Genomic DNA, 19,618 nt, shown 5'->3' with positions numbered 1-19,618 from the left:
TTTGAAGGACCTATCGGCCGCGGGAGGGGTTTCTTGACTCTTCTCGCCGTCATTCCCGCGAAGGCGGGCTAGTGCTTCACTTCGGCGGAGCCGAACATCCATGGACGTTGCCGTTGCTTGTGAAGATTCGAACGGATGCCAAGCGTTAAGTCACTGGGTTCCCGCCTTCGCGGGAATGACGGCGGTTGGGCTACTCGTCGTTCTGCGCCTCGCTGCGCCACTCGCCCAGGCGGGCGCGCAGGCGGAGCATGGCCTGGCCGTGGATCTGGCAGACGCGCGATTCGCTGATCGACAGCACCGCGCCGATCTCGCGCAGGTTCATCTCCTGCTCGTAGTACAGCGACAGCACCAGCTGCTCGCGCTCGGGCAGGTCGCCGATCGCGCCGCCCAGGGCGTGGCGGAAGGCGTCGTGCTCGAACTCGCGTGCCGGCGTGGCGCCGCCCTGCGAGGCCAGGCGCGGTTCGCCGTCGTGTTCCTCGGCGTGCGAGTCCAGGCTGATCAGCTGGCCGCGCGCGGCGTCCTCCAGCATGCGGTGGTACTCGTCCAGCGATACGCCCAGCGCGCCGGCCACTTCCTGCGCGGAGGCGGCGCGGCCCGTGGCCTGCTCGACCTCGCGGGTCGCGGCGACCACGTCGCGGTAGCGGCGGTGGACCGAGCGCGGCACCCAGTCGCCGCGGCGGATCTCGTCGATCATCGCGCCGCGGATGCGGATGGAGGCATACGTCTCGAACGCGGCGCCCTGGTCGGCCTGGAAATTGCGGGCCGCATCGATCAGCCCGAGCATGCCGGCCTGGATCAGGTCGTCGACCTCGACGCTGGACGGCAGGCGCGCGGCCAGGTGGTGGGCGATGCGCCGGACCAGTTCGCCATGGCGCTCGACGATGTCGTCGGCACCGCCGTTCTGGTGGGCGCGGTAGGTGGCGGCGGCGGTGCTCATGCGGTGGCACTCCGCGCGTTCGGCGACACCAGCCGCTCGATGAAGAATTCGACGTGTCCGCGCGGGCCCTGCGGCGACTGCCACTGGCCCGCGCGACGGGCAATGTCGCGGAAGGCCACCGACGACGGCGCCGACGGGAAGGCTTCGACGACGGCTTCCTGGCGCTGGATGGAGCGGCGCAGCCACTCGTCGCGCGGGATCGCGCCCAGGTACCCGAGGGTCACGTCCAGGAACCGCGAGGTCACCCGCTCGAGCTTCTCGAACAGCTGGCGGCCCTCGGCCGGGTGCTGCACCTGGTTGGCCAGCACCTGCACGCGGTTCACGCCGCGCTCGCGGTTGAGCACCTTGATCAGCGCATAGGCATCCGTGACCGAGGCTGGCTCGTCGCAGACCACCACGATCACGTCCTGCGCGGCCTGGCAGAAGGTCAGCACGCCATCGGCAATGCCCGCTGCGTTGTCCACCACCATGGTGTCGATCGGCAGGTCCAGCTCGCTGAAGGCGTGCACCAGCCCGACGTGCTGCTGCGGGCTGAGTTCGGTCATGTGGCGCTTGCCGCTGGCGGCCGGCACCACCCACAACCCGCGCGGGCCTTCCATTACCGTGTCGCGCAGCTCGCAGCGGCCGGCGAAGACATCGGCCAGGGTGAAGCGCGGCGACAGGCCCAGCATCACGTCGATGTTGGCCAGGCCCAGGTCGGTGTCCAGCAGCAGCGTGCGTTGGCCGGCATTGAGCAGCGACATGGCCAGGTTGACCGAGACGCTGGTCTTGCCGACGCCGCCCTTGCCACTGGCAACGGCGATCACGCGGACGGGGGCGGCAGGTGGGGTCATGGGGATCACGTTGTTTCCGTTGGCGGCGGGACCGGCGGGCAGGGCGTTGGGGTCAGGCGTGTGCATGACGGTCCTCGGTGATCAGGGGGTTATCGGCAGCGCGCCGCAATTTCTCCAGCTGCAGCACCAGGCGCGATGCGTCGGCGGCATCCAGGGCGCTGGGGACGTGCTGGCCGTCGGTGGTGTAGGCGATGTTCAGTCCGTTGCGCACGGCGACCGAGAGCACGCCACCCAGGCGGCCGGTTTCGTCCAGCTTGGTCAGCACCACGCCCTCGGGCGCGGCCATGCGGTAGCGGCGGACGACCTCGTTGAGGTCGGCCGGGTGCGCGGTCGCCGGCAGCGCCAGCAGGCAGCGCACGTTGCGGGTGGCGCGCAGCCAGGTGATCTGGCCGAGCAGGGCGCGGTCGCGCGCGGCGTAACCGGCCGTGTCCACCAGCACCAGCGGGTAGTCGGCCAGCTGGTCGAGCGTCTCGGCCAGGCCTTCCGGACCGTCGGCTTCGCACACGGTGATGCCCAGCCGGCGGCCGTGGGCCTGCAACTGCTCGCGGGCACCTGCGCGCTCGTTGTCGGTGGTGACCAGCGCGACGTCGCGGGCGCGGTGGCGCTGGGCGAAGCGCGCGGCCATCTTGGCCAGCGTGGTGGTCTTGCCGGCGCCGGTCGGGCCGATCAGCGCGATCACGCCGCCGTCGTCGATGGGCTCGGCGCGGGCGACCGTCAGCATCTGCGCCAGGTGCGCCAGCATCGGTGCGTGCACCTTGGCCGGGTCGAGCTGCGGGTCGAGCTTGGCGGCGACGGCCTGCGCAAGGTGGTCTTCGCAGCCGTAGCCGACCAGCGCGTCGTAGGCGGCGGCGCGCGCCGGCGAACCGCGCATGCGCTCCACGGCGAACTGGCCCATCTCGCGCTCGATCAACTGGCGCATCGCCGACAGCTCGTCGCGCATCGCGGTCACGGTCGGGTCTAGGTCGCGGCCGGCGACGACCTGCAGCGACGGCGTCTCGTCGGTGCGGGCGCTTGCGGGTACGTCGCACGTGGCTTCCATCGGGGCCAGCGACAGCTCCATCGCATCGAAGCGGGCACGGCGCGGGGCGGGCTCGAGTTCGAGGCGGGTGGGGAAGGTCTGCTCCCTCCCCTGCGTGCAGGGGAGGGTTGGGGAGAGGTGCTTTTCGAGCGTCCGGTCTTCATCAACGTTGCGCGCAGGCACGGGCTGCGAAAGGACAGGCGCCGGGGCGGCTTCCTTCAACGTGGCGGTGGCGGCGACGCTCTGCTCCCGTCCCTGCTCGCAGGCGAGGGCCGGGGAGGGCTGATTATCGCTGCCGCTGACCGCAGCCGGCTGCGTCGACAGCGACACCGTCACGTCGTCGGAATCGAATGCGTCGGAGGCACCCATCGGATCGGCCGCGGCAGGCGCGGCGGCCTCGGCCACCGGCGTCGCCAGCGTGGAATGCCGACGCGTCGGCGCCTCGTCGGCCATCGGCGCCAGCGCGGCCATCATGTCGTCGAAGCGTTGCGTGCGGGTCGGGGCCGGCGCGGCTTCCGGTGCCGCAGGCATCGTGGTCGCATCGCCCACCAGTTCGGCCAGCGTCGGCTCGCCTGCCGGCTCGCGCACCGTCTCGCCACCCAGGCGGAACACGGCGCGGGCGCGGCTGGCCAGGCTGTTGCGCGAGGCGGTCGCCGCGGCGGCGGCCGGGGCCGGTGCGTCGGTGGCCGCGGCGAGGGCGGCCTGCGCGAACGACGGTGTCGCCGGCGCGGCGGGCCTGGCCGGTGCGGGTACTTCTGCCGGCTCGATCACCTTGGCCTGCAGCGGCTTGAGCGTGGGGGCGGCGGTGCGCAGCGCCTGCTGCACCAGCGCCTCGTCGTAATCGGTGGCGGCGACCACCTCGATCCCGCCCTCGGTCGGGCGATTGGAGAGGATGACCGCGTCCGGGCCCTGCTCGTCGCGGACCATCTTCAGCGCGGCGCGCATGTCGGGGGCGATGAAGCGTTTGATTCGCATGTCAGTGACCGGGCTGGAAATTGGAGGTGTGGGACGTGGCGTGGGTGAGTTCAGTGCGCGGCCGGGTGGGTGGCGCGTGGCCCGGAAGCGCTTCGATGGGTTCCCTGCAACTCATGTGCCTGCGCTCCCGGTCATGCCCTGTTCCCCATTGCCTGCCGTCAACCGACATTCCCCACCAGCCGCAGCTTCTTGTCCTCCGGCACTTCGCCGTAGGCCAGCACCGACAGGGCCGGCACGCTGTGGCGGACGAGGCGGGCGATCGTGGCGCGGATGCCGCCGGGGACCAGCAGCACCGCGGGTTCGCCGCGGCCTTCCTGGCGGGTGACGCAATCGCTCAGGTTCTGGTGCAGACGTTCGGCCAGTCCCGGTTCCATCGCGGCGCCTTGCCCGCTGACCGAGTCCTGCAACACCCGTTCCAGCGCCGGCGCCAGCGTGTAGACCGGCAGTTCCGGGGCCAGGCCGTTGATTTCCTGGACGATGAAGCGCCCCAGCGCGGTGCGGACCGCGGCCGTCAGCACGGCCGGGTCCTGGCTGTGGGCGCCGTGTTCGAGCAGCGCCTCGACGATCTGGCGCATCTGCCGCAGCGGCACGCGCTCGACCAGCAGCGACTGCAGCACCCGCACCACCACCGACAGCGGCAGCAGCTTGGGTGTCAAATCCTCGACGAGCTTGGGCGTAGCTTTTCCGACACTCGACAGCAACTGCTGCACTTCGTCGTGGCCCAGCAGCTCCGACGCGCGCTCGCGCACCAGGTGGGAGAGATGGGTGGCGACGACGGTGGAGGCGTCCACCACCGTGTACCCCAGCGATTCGGCATGCGCGCGCTGGGCCGAGGGGATCCACACCGCGTCCAGCCCGAACGCCGGGTCCTTGCCGGGAATGCCTTCCAGCGGCCCGAACACCCGGCCCGGGTCCAGTGCCAGCTCGCGGTCCGGGTGCAGCTCGCCAGTGGCGACCGGCACGCCGTGCACCAGCACGCGGTACTGGCCCGGGGCCAGCTCCAGGTTGTCGCGCACGTGCACGGCCGGGATCAGGAAGCCCAGGTCTTGCGTGAGCTTGCGGCGCACGCCCTTGAGCCGGGCCAGCAGTTCGCCGCCCTGGGTCTTGTCGACCATGGGGATCAGCCGGTAGCCGACCTCCAGCCCCAGCGGCTCGACCGGGCGCACCTCGTCCCAGCTCAGCTCGGCCATCGGCGAGTTGGCCTGCGCGGCGGCGGTGGCTTCGGGCGTGGGCGCCTCTTCGGCGGCCAGGTTGCGCTTGTGCAGCCGCCACGCCGCGTAGCCGAGGATCGCCGCCAGGATCAGGAACGGCAGGTTGGGCATGCCCGGGATCACGCCGATGATGCCCATCAGCAGCGCGGCCACGGCCAGCGCGCGGCCCTGGCCGAACATCTGGCCCTGCACCGCCTGGCCCATCTCCTGCTCGGAGGTCGAGCGCGTCACCAGCATCGCCACCGCGGTGGCGACCAGCAGCGCCGGGATCTGCGCCACCAGGCCATCGCCGATTGCCAGCAGCGTGTACACGCGGGCGGCGTCGCCGAAGGCCATGTCGTGCTGGAGCATGCCGATCAGCAGGCCACCGATCAGGTTGATGACCAGGATGAGGATGCCGGCGATGGCGTCGCCGCGGACGAACTTGCTGGCACCGTCCATCGAGCCGTAGAAGTCGGCTTCCTCGCGCACTTCCTGCCGGCGCAGCTTGGCGTCCTCGCGCGTGAGCAGGCCGGCGTTGAGGTCGGCGTCGATCGCCATCTGCTTGCCGGGCAGGGCGTCGAGGATGAAGCGCGCCGACACCTCCGAGATGCGCCCGGCGCCCTTGGTGACCACCACGAAGTTGACGATGGTGAGGATCGCGAACACGACGATGCCGACGGCGTAGCTGCCGCCGATCACGAACTGGCCGAAGGATTCGATGACGTGGCCGGCCGCGGCTTCGCCCTGGTGGCCGTGCAGCAGCACCACGCGGGTGGACGCCACGTTCAGCGCCAGCCGCAGCAGCGTGACCAGCAGCAGCACGCTGGGGAAGATCGAGAACTCCAGCGGCCGCTTGACGTACACCACCGCCAGCATCACCACCAGCGACAGCGCGATGTTGATGGTGAACAGCATGTCCAGCATCAGCGGCGACAGCGGCACGATGACCATCGCCAGCATCGCCATCACCACCAGCGGCGCGGCCGCGCCACTGCGCACCGCCGAGCCGACGCCGGCGAACCGTCCCTGCATGGCGCTCATCGGGCCGGCACCCCGGCGTCATCGTCCGGGCGGCCGTCGGCTTCGGCCTCGCCCAGCTGGACGTCCGCCAGCGACGGCGCGGGGCCGTGGGCGGGGTGCCAGCGGCGCAGCTGGAACACGTAGGACAGCACCTGTGCAACAGCGGCGTAGAGTTTCACCGGGATTTCCTGGTCGACCTGCGCGGTCCGATACAAGGCGCGTGCCAGCGGCGGCGCCTCCAGCACGGCGATGCGGTGGCGCTGGGCGGCGTCGCGGATCAGCAGGGCGAGCTCGTCCACGCCCTTGGCCACGACCTTCGGCGCGCGCATGTTGGCCGGGTCGTACTTGAGCGCGACCGCGTAGTGGGTCGGGTTCATCACCACCACGTCGGCGGTGGGCACGGCTTCCATCATCCGGCGCTGCGACATCTGCCGGGCCACCTGGCGCACGCGCGCCTTGATCTCGGGGTTGCCCTCGGTCTGCTTGAGCTCGTCGCGGATTTCCTGCTTGGTCATCTTCAGCTTGCTGCGGTGCTGCCAGCGCTGCCACGGCACGTCGATGGCCGCCAGCAGCGCCAGCGAGCCCGCCATCGCCAGCAGCGCGGTGACCGCGGTGTCCAGCCCGGTGCCGATGGCCGAGTGCAGCGACATGCGCGGCATCGCCAGCATGTCGTCGAACGCCGACCACACCACCCAGCCGCCCACGCCGATGATCAGCACCACGCGCAGCAGCGAGCGCAGCAGCTCGGCGAAACCTTCCTTGCCGTATATGCGCTTGAGCCCGGACATCGGGTTGAGCCGCTTGAAGTCCGGTTGCAGCGCCTTGTTGGAGAAGCGCAGCCCGCCCATCAGCGCAGGCGCGATAAAGCACGCGGCCAGCGCGGCGGCAATGACCGGCAGTACCGGCATCATCAGCCCGGCCATCAGCGCGGCGGCGTGCGGGATCAGCCGGTCCGGGTGCCCGAGCACCGCCGGGTCGACGATCAGCGCCTGCCGCAACCAGCCCTGCGACGCATCGCCCAGGCCGGACGCCAGCGCCATCAACGCCAGCGCAGTGACGCCCAGCACGGCGACGTTGCCCAGCTCGCGCGATCGCGGGACATCGCCCTTTTCGCGCGCTTCGCGAAGGCGTTTTTCGGTAGGTTCTTCGGTGCGGTCTTCCTGGTCCTGCTCGGACATGTCGCGCGGGGTCTGCGGGGCCCGGGGCGGGCGATGCCGCTACCGCTGCAAGGGCTGTTCCACGGCCGCCCTTGTAGGAGCGGCTTCAGCCGCGAACAACGAATCGGTTTCCTTGTAGCCGCCGTAGCCCGGGTAAGCGCAGCGCACCCGGGACGCGACACCGCGCCGATGCATGTACGCACCCGGGTGCGCTGCGCTTACCCGGGCTACGCCGATACACAGACACGGTTACGGCGTGAGGCCCCTGGCCGCCATGAACGCATCGCCGAACAGTTGCTCCACCGGCGCCTGCAGGTGCCGCATCAGCAGGCCGATCAGCAGCAGGCCGACCACCAGGGCCACCGGCAAGCCGATGGCGATGGGGTTGAGCGCCGAGGCCGCGCGCGACAGCACGCCGAAGGCGAGGTTGACCGCCAGCAGCGCCATCATCACCGGCAGCGCCAGCAGCAGCCCGGCCTGCAGGCACGTGCCGAAAAACCCGGGCACGGCGGCGAGCAGGTCGTGCCGGTCCACCAGCGGCTGGCCGATCGGCAGCGTCTGGTAGCTGCCCATCAGCAGTTCCACCAACGCCAGGTGCGCATCCAGCGCGAAGAACAGCAGGCCGAAGGCTAGGTAGAACCACTGCGCCAGCACCGGCGATGACGCACCACTCAGCGGGTCGGCCATGGTCGCGAACGACAGGCCCATGCCCTGGCTGACCAGCTCGCCGGCGAAGCGCCCGGCCTCGAACGCCAGCCGCAGCATCATGCCGATGGCGACACCGACGGTGATCTCGCGCAGCACGGTGATGAAGGTGGTCGCGTCCACCGCCGCGGCCGGCGGCGTCGGCAGCAGCGTCGACAGCGCGCCGGCCAGCGCCAGCGTGATCATCATCCGCGCCCGCACCGGCATGCCGCGCCCGCTCAGCATCGGCAGCACCATCACCGTCGCGCCGATGCGCAACGCCGTCCACAGCACGGTGCCGAGCAGGGCGAACAGGTTGACGCCGGTCGCGGTGGTGAGGGTGACGGGGTCCATGGACGCGATGCGGCGCCGCTACCCGATCAGATGCGGAATCCGCTGGAACAGGTCGATGGTGAAACTCACCAGCTTGCCCAGCAGGAAGTGGCCGGTGATGGCCAGCGTCGCGGCCAGCGCGATGCCTTTCACCACGAAGGCGATGGTCTGTTCGTTGATCTGGGTGGCGGCCTGCACGATGCCGACGACCACGCCGACCACCAGCACGGCCAGCAGTGGCGGGGCGCCCAGCAGCAGGGCCATCTGCAGGCCGCGGCCGATCTCGGTGAGGGCGGTTTCGGGGGTCATGGTCGCCGTCCTCAGACCGGGTTGAAGCTGGCGGCGAGCGAACCGACGACCAGCACCCAGCCGTCCACCAGCACGAACAGCAGGATCTTGAACGGCGCCGACACCAGCATCGGCGAGAGCATCATCATGCCCATCGACATCAGCACGCTGGCGACCACCAGGTCGATGATCACGAACGGGATGTAGATCAGGAACGCGATCTCGAACGCGGTCTTCAGCTCGCTGGTCAGGAACGACGCGGCCAGCACGCCGAACGGCACGTCCTGCGGTGTCGCGTACGGGCCCGAATTGGACAGGCCGGCGAAGGTCATCAGGTCGGTCTCGCGCACCTGCGCCAGCATGAAGCCGCGGAACGGCGCCGATGCGGCGTCCCATGCCGCCTTGAAGTCCATCTGGTCGTTGAGGTACGGCGAGATGCCCGCGACCCAGGCCTGGTCGAACACCGGCATCATCACCATCGCGGTGAGGAACAGCGCCAGCGCCAGCAGGATCTGGTTGCTCGGCGTCTGCCCGGTGCCCAGCGCCTGCCGCAGCAGCGCCAGCACGATGATGATGCGGGTGAACGCGGTCAGGCCCAGCAGCGCGGCCGGCAGCAGCGTGATGCCGGTCATCAGCAACAGCACCTGCAACTGCAGGCTGACCGGTTCGCCGCCGATCTCGCCGACGGTCACCGCCGGCAACGAGGGCGAGGACTGCGCGGCGGCCGGGTCGGCCGGAGCCGGCGCGGTCTGCGCCAGTACGGGTGCAGCGGCCAGCAGGGTGAAGGCGAGCAGCAGGCCGGCCAGCAGGCCGCGGATCGAAACGAGGAGACGGCTCATGGCTTCTTGCCGAAATGCTGGGACAGCAGCTGCGCGAACGCCGGCGGGGCGTCCGCCTGCGGCAACGGCTGGGCCAGCGTGTGCAGGGTGCGGGTGCCGCCGGGGCCGACGCCCAGCAGCAGTTGCGTGCCGCCGACATCGACCACCACCGCGCGCTCGCGCTGCCCCAGCGGGACGGAGGCGACCACGCGCAGCGCGCCGTTGGCCGCGCCGCCGCGGGCCGCGCCGGGCAGGCGCTTGGCCAGCCATGCCAGTCCGAGGATCAGGCCGAGCACCAGCAGCAGTGCGAACAGGCTGCCGGCGACGCTGCCGGCGGTGGAGGGCGGCGCGGGGATCGGCGCGGCGACGGTGCGCGGCGTTGCAGGTGTCTGGGTGGCGGTGCGCGGTGCGGCTTCCGGCGTGCCAGTAGCCGGGGTTGCCTCGACCGTCGCAGGGTCGGCGACGACATCGCCGGCCGCGGGTTCGACCTGTGCGGACGCGTCAGCCGGCACGGTCGCGTTGTCGTCGATTCCGTCTGCCGCTGCGCGGTCGACGGTCGGCTGCGGTGCCCCGGTCGAGACCGGAGCGTCCGGCAGTGCAATCGTCGCAACACTGGCCGCGGCGATCGAAGGCGTGGCCACGGCCGTCGACGTGGTCGTCGATGTCTCGACCGGCAACGACGGCGCGACCGGCGCCGGCGCGGCCGAGGCGGCCGAGGCGGCCGATGCATCCGGCACGCTCGCGCACGCGCTGCCGGCGGCAGCCATCGCGGCCACCAGCAGGCAACGCACCACGGCGCGGGCGTGCGCGCGCTGCATCAGCGCAGGCGCTTGATGCGTTCGGACGGGCTGACCACGTCGGTCAGGCGCACGCCAAAGCGGTCGTTCACCACCACCACCTCGCCCTGGGCGATCAGCGTGCCGTTCACGAACACGTCCAGCGGTTCGCCCGCGGCGCGTTCGAGCTCGACCACCGAGCCCTGGTTGAGCTGCAGCAGGTTGCGGATCGGGATGCGGGTGCGCCCGACCTCCAGCGACAGCGACACCGACACGTCCAGGATCACGTCCAGGTTCATGTCGGCGCCGGCGGCGGCGTCGGGGGTCAGCGCGTCGAAAGCGGCGCGGTCGTCGGCGGAAACGGCAGTGTTCATGGCGTGGGCACGAGGGTGGCGAGAGAGGGAGTCGGCCGCGCGGCATGCACCTTCGTGACCTTGATGGCGTTCTTGCCGTTGTGGGTGCCGAACTCGCCGGAGAACAACGGCACCTGTTCGACGTTGAGCACGACGGTGTCGGGCAGTTCGATCGGGATCACGTCGCCGACCTTCAGCCGGCTCAGTTCGCGCAGGCTGATGGTGCGCTGGGCGATGGCGCTGCTCAGCTCCACCGGCGCGTCCTGCAGCTGGCGGCGCATGGCGTTGGTCCAGCCCTCGTCCTTCTCGATGCGGTCGGATTGCACGCCGGCATCGAGCTGCTCGCGGATCGGCTCGAGCATCGAGTAGGGGAACGACACGTGGAACTCGCCGCCGCCGCCTTCCAGTTCGACATGGAACCGGCTGACGACGATGTACTCGCGCGGGCTGATGATGTTGGCGAAGTGCGGGTTGACCTCGGAGTTCATGTACTCGAACTCGACGGGCATCACGGGCGCCCAGGCCTCCACCAGGTCGGCGAAGGTCTGCTTGAGCAGCAGCTGGATGACGCGCATCTCGGTGGGCGTGAACTCGCGGCCCTCGATGCGGGTGTGGTACTTGCCGTTGCCGCCGAAGAAGTTGTCGACCACGGTGAACACCAGGCGCGGTTCGTACACCACCAGCGCGGTGCCGCGCAGCGGCTTCATCTTCACGAGGTTGAGGTTGGTCGGCACCTGCAGCGAGTGCATGTACTCGCCGAAACGCATCAGGTCGACGCCGCGCACCGACAGGTCGGCCGAGCGGCGCAGCAGGTTGAACAGGCCGATGCGCCACGTGCGGGCGAAGCGCTCGTTGATCATCTCCAGCGTCGGCAGGCGGCCGCGGACGATGCGGTCCTGACTGGCGAAGTCGTAGGTGCGGGCCTCGCCCGGTTCGGCCGGCGCGTCCTCGGTATCGACCGCGCCACTGTCGACGCCATGCAACAGGGCATCGATTTCGTCTTGCGAGAGCAGGTCAGCGCTCATGCGGATTCCGGGGTCGTGGTGTGGGTCGTGGCCGGGGTCACTGCGTGACCAGGCTGGTGAAATAGACGGCTTCGACCTTGGCGGGCGCGCCTTCGGCCTTCAGCACGTTCTGCACTTCGGCCAGCGCCTGCTTCTGCAGCTGTTCCTTGGCGGCGCGCTGGGCCAGGCCGGTGGCCGACTGCTGACCGAACAGCAGCAGCAGCTTGTTGCGCACGGCCGGGGCATGGGCCTCCAGCGCGGTGGCGGTCTCGGGGTCGCGGGTCATCAGCTGGACGTCGGCCTGCAGGTAGCGCACGACATCGGCGTCGACCAGGTTGACCACGAACGCCGGTTCCATCGCGTAGTAGAGGGCGGGCGACTTGGCGGCCGCGGCGGCGTCCTCGCCCTCACCGGCCTGGGCCTGGCCCGACCACCAGAACCAGCCACCGCCCGCAGCGGCGGCCAGCACCAGCACGGCGACGATGGCGAGGATCAACTTGGTCTTGGACTTGGCGGGGGTCGGCTGGGCGGACACGCAGGGCTCTCCATGAGGACTGCCCCAGCTGTGCAAGCGGCGTGCCGGCCGATGGCCGGGTGCGGTGACGGGGTTTTGACAGGGGCGACCTGAACGGGTGGGTGGTCGCCGTGCCGGGATTCCGGCGCCGTGACGGCAGTGACCACGCCCCCTGTAGGAGCGGCTTCAGCCGCGAACCGGAATCGTCGGTACGTGGGGTGCCCGGTCGCGACTTATGTCGCTCCTACAAGGGGGATGTAGGTGGCGCGGCGATGGGGCCTTCGCGGCTGAAGCCGCTCCTACAAAGGCGCGGCGACCGTCGCTATCGCCGGGGGACGGAACTCAGGCGTACTCGTCCAGCAACCCGCGGCTCACCCAGCGTGCCGGGGCCGTGTCGCCGGCCGCGATGTCGCTGCCATCGGCATGGCCCGGGCTGCCGGCGGTGCCGCCGCTGGATCCGTCCTGCCGCCCCTGGCCACCGCCGCTGCCCACGTGCGACTGCGCCAGTTGCAGGCCCTGCTGGCCCAGCATGTCGCGCAGGCGGTGCATGCCGGTTTCCAGCGCCTGGCGGGTGTCGGCGTTGACCGCGCTGAACTCGGCCACCAGGCGGGTGCCCTCCATCTGCAGGCGGACCTCGATCGGGCCGGCGTGGTCGGGGTTCACGCGCAGCTCGGCGCGGCCGATGCCCTGTTCGGCCATCCACGCGATGCGCGTCGACAGGCCGTCATCGAAGCCGGCCGAGGGGTCGGCGGGCATCGGAAGCGGCTGCGCCAACGGCGATGCGCGCACCGCCGACAGGCTGGTGGTGGATGCGCCCGTGGTGGAGGTCAGCGGGGCGGGTTCGATGCCGCCGGTGTCGGCCGGTGCGGGGCCGGCCGCATCGCGGATGAGGGTTTCGAAGGTCGCACCGGCTGCCGCGGTCTGCTGGGGAATGGCCGATTGCGGCAGTGCCTGCGTGAGCGCGGTGGCCAGCGCGTCGCCCTCGGTGACCAGCGCGGCGTCCGCACCGGAGGCCGCATTCTGGATGGCCATCGCCAATGAGGCCGACGCGGGCAGGGGCGGTGCATCGGTGCCGGCGTGCAGGGTGGGCATCGCCAGGCCGGGCACGTGCGTGCCTGGCAGCAGCGACACGCCCGGCGCCGCGGCCGCGGGTGCCGAAACCGGTGTTGCTGCCGGCGTCAGCCAGGACCCGCCGAGCAGGCCCAGCAGGTGGTCGGGCAATGCTTCGTCAGTCGACCCGGCATCGGGTTCGGATGTCGTGCCCTCAGCGGCCGTCTCCGCTCCGACGCCGGGGAGCAACGGCGCGGGCGTGGATGCTTCGGCTGGTGCGTTGGCGCCGCCAAGCAGCAGCGAGAACGGGCTCTGGACCGCCGCTTCCTGCTGCGACGGTGCTTTTCCGGCGCCGTTGGCGTTGCCGGTCGTTGGCGGTGCGGGCGTGGCGGGCAGTGCAGGCATCACGTCGAGGTCTCCGGGTCGCGGGCGACCTGCGCGGCGCGCGCGCGGCGGCCGCCGATGTCGTCCATCTCGCGCTGCACTAGCCGGTCGGCGCTGCGCGCCTCCTCGGCGCGGTAGCTGGACTTGAGCTTCTCCAGTACGTGGGTCTCGCGGCTGGCCAGCATCAGGCGGGCGCGTTCGACATCGGCGCGCTCACGCGTGCTGTCGACCACCTTGCGTTGCTGGTCCACGGCCTGCTCGAGCTTCTCGCGGAATGCCAGCCGGTTGGCCAGCAGCGCGGGGTTGAGGGTCGCGCCGGCCAGCGCCTCGGGCGAGGCGTACTCGGCCGCGTACCGGCGCAGTGCGTCCAGGCGCTCTTCCTGTTCGGCGACGACGCGGTCGCGCTGGGCGACCTCGCGGGCGACGTCGTCCTGGCGTTGCTGCTTGACCCGCAACAGCGGGTCCAGGCGCTCGGATCGGGTCACGGGGCGGTCTCCTGCGTGCGGACTTTGAGGTGCGCGTCATCGTCCAGCAGCCGCGCAAGCGCCGCGCGGCTGGCTTCGACATCGGACGCCTCGGTCACGTCCTGGCCGAGGAACTGCATGATGGCCGGCCACCGCGCCAGCGCCTCGTCGACCAGCGGGTCGCTGCCGCGCTGGTAGGCGCCGATGGCGATCAGGTCGCGCTGGGCGTTGTAGGCGGCCATCAGCTGCTTGAGCTTGCGGATGCGCGCGCGCCACGCCGGGTCGGTGATTTCCTGCATGACGCGGCTGACCGACACCTCGACGTCGATGGCCGGGTACTGGCCGGCGTCGGCGATGCGGCGCGTCAGCACGATGTGGCCGTCCAGGATCGCGCGGGCGGCGTCGGCGATCGGTTCCTGCTGGTCGTCGCCCTCGGTCAGCACGGTGTAGAAGGCGGTGATCGAGCCGCGCCCGTCGGCGCCGTTGCCCGCGCGTTCCACCAGGGCGGGGAGCTTGGCGAACACGGACGGCGGGTAGCCGCGCGTGGTCGGCGGCTCGCCCACCGACAGGCCGATCTCGCGCTGGGCGTGGGCGAAGCGGGTGAGCGAGTCCATCAGCAGCAGGACATGCAAGCCCTGGTCCCGGAACCACTCGGCGATGGCGGTGGCGCGCAGGGCGCCGTGCAGTCGCGCCAGCGGCGGGCGGTCGGCGGGCGTGGCGACCACGACGGAACGGCGCAGGCCTTCCACGCCCAGCGTGCTTTCGACGAAGTCGCGCACTTCGCGGCCTCGCTCGCCGATCAGGCCAACGACGATGACGTCGGCGGCGGTGTAGCGGGTCATCATGCCCAGCAGCGTCGACTTGCCGACGCCGGAGCCGGCGAACAGGCCGATGCGCTGGCCGCGGCCGATCGGCAGCAATGCATTGATCGCGCGCACGCCCACGTCCAGCGACTGGCTGATCGGCTCGCGCATCAGCGGGTTGATGGCGGTGCCGGCCAGGCCCATCCAGCCCTCGGGCCGGATCGCGCCGCGGCCGTCCAGCGGCACGCCGTCGCTGTCGATCACGCGGCCGAGCAGGCCTTCGCCCACGGCCACTTCGCCGCGGCGGCGGGTGGTCACCACGCGTGCGTTGGGCAGCAGGCCTTCCAGGTCGGCGGTCGGCATCAGGTAGGTGCGGTCGCCGGCGAAGCCGACGACTTCGGTATCCACCCAGCGTCCGCCGGAGGTTTCCACCTTGCAGCGCGAACCCAGTGGTGCGCTGCAGCCGGAGGCCTCCAGCGTCAGGCCGACCGCGCGGCGCAGCACGCCCTCGCGTGCCAGCGCCAGCGACGGCGGCTGCGGATTGGCTTCGCCCAGCCGGGCGGCCAGGCGCAGGTTGCGCGCTTCCTGCCAGTTGGCGGCGGCGATGCTGCTCATGCGTTCATTCCAATCCGCGTAGCCCGGGTAAGCGAAGCGCACCCGGGGTTGAAACGTGACGGCCGGCGAAAAGCCCCGGATGCGGCCGTTGGCCTTATCCGGGCTACGTGGACATGCGTCAGAGCGCTCATGCCTCACCCCCGTCCGATTCCACTAGCGCATCCAGGCACGCCTGCAGCCGCGCGGCCAGCGTGCCGTCGATGCGCATGCCTTCGCTGTGCAGGCGCAGCTCGCCACGTGCCAGCGCGACATCGTTGGTCAGGCGCACGCCGCTCAGGCCGGCCAGGTGCGGGGCCAGCACGCCGAGGTCGTCGGGGTGCAGGCGCAGTTCCACTTCTCGGTTGGTGGTGCCGACCGCGTCCAGCGCTTCGCGCACCAGGTCGGCCAGCAGCGTGGGGTCGGCGGCATACGCACGGCCCAGCAGCACGCCGGCGATGCGCACGGCGAGGTCGCCCAGTGCATCGGCCACCTCGCCGTCGAGCCGTGCCAGCGGGCGGGTGAAGCCGTCGAGGATGCCTTCGATCTGCGCGATCATCCGGCGCACGTCGGCCTGGCCGCTGGCCATGCCTTCCTCGTGCCCGCGCGCGAAACCTTCCTCGTATGCGGCCTTCTCCAGCGCCTGCAGGTCTTCGACGCTGGGCGGCTTGGGGATCTCGGGCTCGGGCTCGCGGGTGCGGGCGAAACCCGGCGCGGTCCAGCGGATGATCTCGGCGCTGGGCATGTCGGCGGCCTGTGCGCTCATACGAACGCCTCGGCCTTCACCGACAGCTGGATGCTGCCGTCATCGGCCATCTTGCGCACGATCGACAGGATCTCCTTCTGCGCGGCCTCGACCTCGGCCAGTCGCACCGGGCCGCGCGCTTCCATGTCCTCGATCAGGATCTCGGCGGCGCGCTGCGACATGTTGGTGGTGATCTTCTCGCGTACGCGCGGCTCGGCCCCGCGCAGGGCGACGGCCAGCTTCTCGTTGGGCACGTCGCGCAGCACCGTCTGCATGGCGCGGTCGTCGATGTCGGCGAGGTTGTCGAACACGAACATCTCCTCGCGGATGCGCCCGCCCAAGGTGTCGTCGATCTCACCGATGGTGCCGAGGATCACCTCGTCCTGGCCCGAATCCATGAAGTTGAGGATGTTGGCCGCGACCTTGATGCCGCCGACGTTGGACGACTTGATGTTCTGGCTGCCGGCGAACTGCCGTGCCATCACGTCGTTGAGTTCGTTGAGCGCGTTGGGCGGGATGCCGTCCAGCGTGGCGATGCGCAGCAGCACGTCGGCGCGGGTCCGGTCGGGCAGCACCTTGAGCACCTCGGCGGCCTGGTCCGGGTCCAGGTGGGCCATGACGATCGCAATGATCTGCGGGTGCTCGTTGCGCACCAGGTCGGCGATCGCGCGCGGCTCCATCCACTTCAGCGTGTCCAGGCCCGACGTGTTGCGGCCGGCCAGGATGCGGTCGATCAGGCTGGCCGCGCGCTCCTCGCCCAAGGCCTGAGTCAGCACCGCGCGGATGTAGTCGTCGGCGCCGGCGCCCAGTGCGTTGGGCTGGGCCAGCACGTCGACGAAATCGTCGAACACCGCCGCCACGTCGTCGCGCGACACGGCGCTGACGGAGGTCATCGCCAGGCCGAGCTTCTGCACTTCCTTGGCGCCCATGTGCTTGAGCACCTCGGCGGCCTGGTCCTCGCCCAGCGACAGCAGCACCACGGCGGCGCGCTGCACGCCCGAGAGCGGGGTCAGTTTGCGGATTTGCGCGGCCTCAGCCATCGGCTTCCACCCAGTTGCGTACGACGTTGGCGACGCGCTTGGGGTCGCTGCTCACGGCGGTGCGCGCGACCTGCAGTTTCTCGTCGAAGTTGAGTGCCGCCTGCGAGGCCTGCGAGGGCTGGCGCGGGGCCTGCACCTGCGGCTGGCCAGCGGCCGGCGTGATCGAGACGTGGGTCTCCTCGCTGACGACTTCCGCCACCGCGGTGGTCGTGGTCGTCTTGGGCGCGAGCATGGCGCGGAAGGCCGGGCGCAGCACCGCGAGGATGAACACCAGTACCGCCAGTCCGCCCAGGATGGTGCGCGCCAGTTCGACCACGCGCGGGTTTTCCCAGAACGGCGGGCCGGGCATGTCTTCCATCGCCGCGCCCGGCGCGAACGGCGCGTTGACCACGGAGATCATGTCACCGCGTGTCTCGTCGAAACCGATCGCCTGCTTGACCAGCGCATCGATGCGCTGCAGTTCGGCGGCGTTGAGTGCGCGGTAGCTGACCTGGCCTTCGGTGCCGACCTGCGGCACGTTGTCGATCAGCACCGCGGCGGTGACTCGGCGGATGCGCACGGGTGCGCCGCGGGTGTGGGTCAGCGTCCGGTCCAGCTCGTAGTTACGCACCGCGGTGCGCGCGCTGGGGCCGTTGTCGGCGTTGGCGGGCGCGGCGGCCGGCGTGTCGGTCAGCACCGCGGCGGCGGTGGTCGGGGTGTTGGCGACGGCGCCCGGCACGCCCTGCGCCGAAGCGCCGGCACCGTCGATGTCGCCGGTCTCTGAAATCTGCTCGCTGCGCACCAGGCCGGCGTCGGGGCCGTAGATTTCGCGCGCCTCCTCGGTCTGGGCGAAGTCCATGTCGACGCTGACCTGCGCGCTGACGCGGCCGCGGCCGGTCATCGGCTCAAGCAACTCCTGGATGCGCTGCACGTAGACGGCTTCCTGGCGGCCGCGCTGCTCGAACTGCTTGGCGCCGATCGCCTCGTCGCTGTTGGGGTCCGGGTTGGACAGCATGCGGCCGAACTGGTCGACCACGGTGACGTTCTCCGGAGGCAGCGACGGGATGCTCGAGGCCACCAGGTGCACGATCGCCGCGACCTGGCCCTGCTCCAGCGTGCTGCCCGACTGCATCTGCAGCACCACCGAGGCGCTGGCCGGCTCCTTCTGGCGGGTGAAGGCGCTGGGCTTGGGCAGCGCCAGGTGCACGCGCGCCTCGCGCACCGGGCGCAGGTTGGAAATGGTGCGCGCCAGTTCGTTCTCCAGCGCGTGCTGGTAGCGCGCGTTCTCGACGAACTGGCTGGTGCCGAAGCCCTGGTCCTGGCTGATCATCTCGAAGCCGCCGGACTGGCTGGCCGGCAGGCCGGCCGCGGCCAGCGCCAGCTTGGCGTCGCCGAGGTTGTCCTGCGGTACCGCCAGCGCGCCGCTGCCGCTGTCGATTCGGAACGGGATGTTGGCGCTGCGCAGCAGGTCGGACGCCTCGCTGGTGGCCTTGGCGTCGAGCCCGGCGAACACCGGCACGTAGTCGGGCTTCTGCGTCCAGAAGAACAGCCACAGGCCGATGGCGATCGCCAAGGCCGCCAGCGCGAACACGCCCAGCTGCCGCACCGCCGGGATGTCCTGCAGGCGGCCGAGGTCGCGCAGCTGGTTGGAGGTGCCTTTGGGGAGGGTGATGACGCTCATTTAGGGGCTCGGGGCTGGAGGCTGGGGACTGGTTGGAAGCAAAAAAGCTGAGTGCGCGGGTGTCGGAGTGGGAGTGGTGCCGGGGACCGCGACAACCAGTCCCTAGCCCCTAGCCCCCAGACCCTCAGATCGGCATGTTCATCACGTCCTGGTAAGCCTGGACCAGCCGGTTGCGCACTTCGACGGTGGCGCGGAAGGCGACCTGCGACTCCTGCATGGCCACCATCACCCGGGCCAGGTCGGCGCGCGGGTCGCCCAGTTCGAATGCCTGCTGCAACTCGCCGGACTTGCGCTGGGTGGCGCTGACGTTGTCGAGCGCGTTGGCGAGGGTTTCGGAGAACCCGGGGCCGTCGGACGGGCGCGCCGCGCCCGGGCCGGGGTTGAGCAGCGACGGGTCGATGGCGTTGCCGGCGGGCGCATCGGCCCGCAGCGCCGCGTGCGACTGGTGCGCGCGGATCTGCGAAAGGATCGATGAAATGGCGTCGCTCATTGCGGGCCGGGTCCGTGTCGGCGGGGTCTGCCCCGACTAGGCAAGGCGCGTGCCACGGGGTTGACGGGTTTCCGGCGCGGGGTGGGTGCCGGGGGGGGTGGCGGGGCATCGGCAGCGCGGCTCGCATTTCCCAAGACCGGGACGGATGCCGCGTTTCCATTGTAGGAGCGACGTAAGTCGCGACCGCGAACTCCGGGCAAGCGCGGATCGCGACTTACGTCGCTCCTACAACGGAGGTGAGGGGCCGCGGCGACCGGGCTTCGCGGCTGAAGCCGCTCCTACAACATCCCCATGGACGTGATACGGCCTAAGCCGGGGAACGCTCCCTGTAGGAGCGGCTTCAGCCGCGAACAACGAATCGGTTTCCATGTTCCTGATCTCGGGCATGGCGGCGCACTTCCTGTTGCGACGGACCACGCCCGGCGCCTTCGCCCGTGGCCGGATCCACCGCCTGCTGCTGCCACTGGCGTTCGGCATGGCGGTGGTCG

General features: G+C 70.8%; 19 protein-coding genes. All 19 read right to left on the bottom strand.

Annotated features, from left to right (window positions below):
- Positions 1–190: 190 nt before the first annotated feature.
- The 19 genes from K6753_RS13115 to fliE all read right to left on the bottom strand — a co-directional run bounded on the left by K6753_RS13115 (position 191) and on the right by fliE (position 19,130).
- Positions 191–937 (bottom strand): RNA polymerase sigma factor FliA, encoded by a 747-nt coding sequence (locus K6753_RS13115; protein ID WP_223676917.1) that lies wholly within the window; start codon positions 935–937, stop codon positions 191–193.
- A complete protein-coding gene (locus K6753_RS13110; protein ID WP_223676916.1) occupies positions 934–1,770 on the bottom strand; it encodes a MinD/ParA family protein in 837 nt (278 codons plus the stop codon). Before K6753_RS13110 ends, K6753_RS13115 begins: the two co-directional genes overlap by 4 nt.
- A gap of 52 nt (positions 1,771–1,822) precedes the next feature.
- Positions 1,823–3,763, bottom strand: coding sequence for a flagellar biosynthesis protein FlhF (locus K6753_RS13105; protein WP_223676915.1), 1,941 nt, complete (start codon positions 3,761–3,763; stop codon positions 1,823–1,825).
- A 158-nt stretch (positions 3,764–3,921) separates the two neighbouring features.
- A complete protein-coding gene (gene flhA, locus K6753_RS13100; RefSeq protein WP_223676914.1) occupies positions 3,922–5,997 on the bottom strand; it encodes a flagellar biosynthesis protein FlhA in 2,076 nt (691 codons plus the stop codon).
- Complete coding sequence (flhB, locus tag K6753_RS13095) at positions 5,994–7,154, bottom strand: flagellar biosynthesis protein FlhB (protein ID WP_223676913.1); 1,161 nt, start codon at positions 7,152–7,154, stop codon at positions 5,994–5,996. Before flhB ends, flhA begins: the two co-directional genes overlap by 4 nt.
- Positions 7,155–7,382: 228 nt before the next feature.
- Positions 7,383–8,171, bottom strand: a complete 789-nt coding sequence (gene fliR / locus K6753_RS13090; protein WP_223676912.1) for a flagellar biosynthetic protein FliR — start codon at positions 8,169–8,171, stop codon at positions 7,383–7,385.
- An 18-nt stretch (positions 8,172–8,189) separates the two neighbouring features.
- Positions 8,190–8,459 (bottom strand): flagellar biosynthetic protein FliQ, encoded by a 270-nt coding sequence (locus K6753_RS13085; RefSeq protein WP_223676911.1) that lies wholly within the window; start codon positions 8,457–8,459, stop codon positions 8,190–8,192.
- Between the two features lie 11 nt (positions 8,460–8,470).
- Positions 8,471–9,277, bottom strand: a complete 807-nt coding sequence (gene fliP / locus K6753_RS13080; RefSeq protein ID WP_223676910.1) for a flagellar type III secretion system pore protein FliP — start codon at positions 9,275–9,277, stop codon at positions 8,471–8,473.
- Positions 9,274–9,612, bottom strand: coding sequence for a flagellar biosynthetic protein FliO (fliO, locus tag K6753_RS13075; protein ID WP_223676993.1), 339 nt, complete (start codon positions 9,610–9,612; stop codon positions 9,274–9,276). The genes fliP and fliO overlap by 4 nt, the downstream gene beginning before the upstream one ends.
- A gap of 461 nt (positions 9,613–10,073) precedes the next feature.
- Positions 10,074–10,406 (bottom strand): flagellar motor switch protein FliN, encoded by a 333-nt coding sequence (gene fliN / locus K6753_RS13070; RefSeq protein WP_223676909.1) that lies wholly within the window; start codon positions 10,404–10,406, stop codon positions 10,074–10,076.
- Entirely contained in the window at positions 10,403–11,410 is a 1,008-nt protein-coding gene (fliM, locus tag K6753_RS13065) for a flagellar motor switch protein FliM (RefSeq protein ID WP_223676908.1), read from the bottom strand. Before fliM ends, fliN begins: the two co-directional genes overlap by 4 nt.
- A 37-nt stretch (positions 11,411–11,447) precedes the next feature.
- Positions 11,448–11,924: a flagellar basal body-associated FliL family protein gene (locus K6753_RS14795; protein ID WP_223676907.1), complete on the bottom strand. Its 477-nt coding sequence runs from the start codon at positions 11,922–11,924 to the stop codon at positions 11,448–11,450.
- A 321-nt stretch (positions 11,925–12,245) separates the two neighbouring features.
- Positions 12,246–13,358, bottom strand: coding sequence for a flagellar hook-length control protein FliK (locus K6753_RS13055; protein WP_223676906.1), 1,113 nt, complete (start codon positions 13,356–13,358; stop codon positions 12,246–12,248).
- The gene (fliJ, locus tag K6753_RS13050) at positions 13,358–13,822 is read right to left on the bottom strand and encodes a flagellar export protein FliJ (RefSeq protein WP_223676905.1); all 465 of its coding nucleotides are present in this window, start codon (positions 13,820–13,822) and stop codon (positions 13,358–13,360) included. Before fliJ ends, K6753_RS13055 begins: the two co-directional genes overlap by 1 nt.
- On the bottom strand, positions 13,819–15,219 hold the full coding sequence (gene fliI, locus K6753_RS13045; protein ID WP_223676904.1) for a flagellar protein export ATPase FliI: 1,401 nt from the start codon (positions 15,217–15,219) through the stop codon (positions 13,819–13,821). The genes fliJ and fliI overlap by 4 nt, the downstream gene beginning before the upstream one ends.
- Before the next feature lie 127 nt (positions 15,220–15,346).
- Positions 15,347–15,961: a FliH/SctL family protein gene (locus tag K6753_RS13040; protein ID WP_425492130.1), complete on the bottom strand. Its 615-nt coding sequence runs from the start codon at positions 15,959–15,961 to the stop codon at positions 15,347–15,349.
- Entirely contained in the window at positions 15,958–16,980 is a 1,023-nt protein-coding gene (fliG, locus tag K6753_RS13035; RefSeq protein WP_223676903.1) for a flagellar motor switch protein FliG, read from the bottom strand. The genes K6753_RS13040 and fliG overlap by 4 nt, the downstream gene beginning before the upstream one ends.
- The gene (gene fliF, locus K6753_RS13030) at positions 16,973–18,640 is read right to left on the bottom strand and encodes a flagellar basal-body MS-ring/collar protein FliF (protein WP_223676902.1); all 1,668 of its coding nucleotides are present in this window, start codon (positions 18,638–18,640) and stop codon (positions 16,973–16,975) included. Before fliF ends, fliG begins: the two co-directional genes overlap by 8 nt.
- 124 nt (positions 18,641–18,764) lie before the next feature.
- Positions 18,765–19,130: a flagellar hook-basal body complex protein FliE gene (fliE, locus tag K6753_RS13025; protein WP_223676901.1), complete on the bottom strand. Its 366-nt coding sequence runs from the start codon at positions 19,128–19,130 to the stop codon at positions 18,765–18,767.
- Positions 19,131–19,618: the final 488 nt, after the last annotated feature.

Source organism: Novilysobacter selenitireducens, from assembly GCF_020026895.1.
In the GTDB taxonomy this organism is placed as follows: Bacteria; Pseudomonadota; Gammaproteobacteria; order Xanthomonadales; family Xanthomonadaceae; genus Lysobacter_C; species Lysobacter_C selenitireducens.
Note: the sequence above shows the minus strand (reverse complement) of the source record. Positions and strands in the feature narration are given on the sequence as shown.

Excerpts from the sequence above, each read along its gene's own strand:
- fliR (WP_223676912.1), bottom strand. The coding sequence starts at position 8,171 with ATGGACCCCGTCACCCTCACCACCGCGACCGGCGTCAACCTGTTCGCC.
- K6753_RS13085 (WP_223676911.1), bottom strand. The coding sequence starts at position 8,459 with ATGACCCCCGAAACCGCCCTCACCGAGATCGGCCGCGGCCTGCAGATG.
- fliF (WP_223676902.1), bottom strand. The coding sequence starts at position 18,640 with ATGAGCGTCATCACCCTCCCCAAAGGCACCTCCAACCAGCTGCGCGAC.
- flhB (WP_223676913.1), bottom strand. The coding sequence starts at position 7,154 with ATGTCCGAGCAGGACCAGGAAGACCGCACCGAAGAACCTACCGAAAAA.
- fliP (WP_223676910.1), bottom strand. The coding sequence starts at position 9,277 with ATGAGCCGTCTCCTCGTTTCGATCCGCGGCCTGCTGGCCGGCCTGCTG.
- K6753_RS13115 (WP_223676917.1), bottom strand. The coding sequence starts at position 937 with ATGAGCACCGCCGCCGCCACCTACCGCGCCCACCAGAACGGCGGTGCC.
- fliI (WP_223676904.1), bottom strand. The coding sequence starts at position 15,219 with ATGAGCAGCATCGCCGCCGCCAACTGGCAGGAAGCGCGCAACCTGCGC.
- fliM (WP_223676908.1), bottom strand. The coding sequence starts at position 11,410 with ATGAGCGCTGACCTGCTCTCGCAAGACGAAATCGATGCCCTGTTGCAT.
- fliE (WP_223676901.1), bottom strand. The coding sequence starts at position 19,130 with ATGAGCGACGCCATTTCATCGATCCTTTCGCAGATCCGCGCGCACCAG.
- K6753_RS13055 (WP_223676906.1), bottom strand. The coding sequence starts at position 13,358 with ATGCCTGCACTGCCCGCCACGCCCGCACCGCCAACGACCGGCAACGCC.
- K6753_RS13110 (WP_223676916.1), bottom strand. The coding sequence starts at position 1,770 with ATGACCCCACCTGCCGCCCCCGTCCGCGTGATCGCCGTTGCCAGTGGC.
- fliN (WP_223676909.1), bottom strand. The coding sequence starts at position 10,406 with ATGAACACTGCCGTTTCCGCCGACGACCGCGCCGCTTTCGACGCGCTG.
- K6753_RS13105 (WP_223676915.1), bottom strand. The coding sequence starts at position 3,763 with ATGCGAATCAAACGCTTCATCGCCCCCGACATGCGCGCCGCGCTGAAG.
- flhA (WP_223676914.1), bottom strand. The coding sequence starts at position 5,997 with ATGAGCGCCATGCAGGGACGGTTCGCCGGCGTCGGCTCGGCGGTGCGC.
- fliG (WP_223676903.1), bottom strand. The coding sequence starts at position 16,980 with ATGGCTGAGGCCGCGCAAATCCGCAAACTGACCCCGCTCTCGGGCGTG.
- K6753_RS13040 (WP_425492130.1), bottom strand. The coding sequence starts at position 15,961 with ATGAGCGCACAGGCCGCCGACATGCCCAGCGCCGAGATCATCCGCTGG.